This window comes from Vibrio sp. 10N.222.46.A1 (assembly GCF_041473595.1).
Lineage (GTDB): Bacteria > Pseudomonadota > Gammaproteobacteria > Enterobacterales > Vibrionaceae > Vibrio > Vibrio tasmaniensis_A.
Window position 1 is genome coordinate 1 of record NZ_JBFRSN010001450.1, and the last position, 293, is coordinate 293.

Consider the following 293-nt stretch of genomic DNA (forward strand, 5'->3'; position numbering starts at 1 on the left):
GTATACAGCTTGAAGTGATTGATGCACAACTTGATAGCCTGAAAAGTTTGTACGATCAGAAAGAGAACATTGATAATAATATCTGGCAGATCCTTAATGATCAGCATAAACGCAATTCATATACCGCACTTTGTCATAAAGGTATCAAGACCAGTTATGAAGATAAAGCATCAGCAAGAGACGGTGCGCTAAGTACTAAAAATACTCTGGATCTTTTTGCTGAAGGCAAAATTGAAATAAAACGTACTTGGGATTTTAGAAATATAGTCCGTAACCAAGCCTCAGTTAAGGCT

At 36.5% G+C, this 293-nt stretch carries 1 pseudogene; it reads left to right on the forward strand.

Annotation, left to right across the window (positions count from 1 at the left end):
- Positions 1-293 (forward strand): annotated as a pseudogene (locus AB4496_RS27285) (hypothetical protein); the annotation flags it as partial.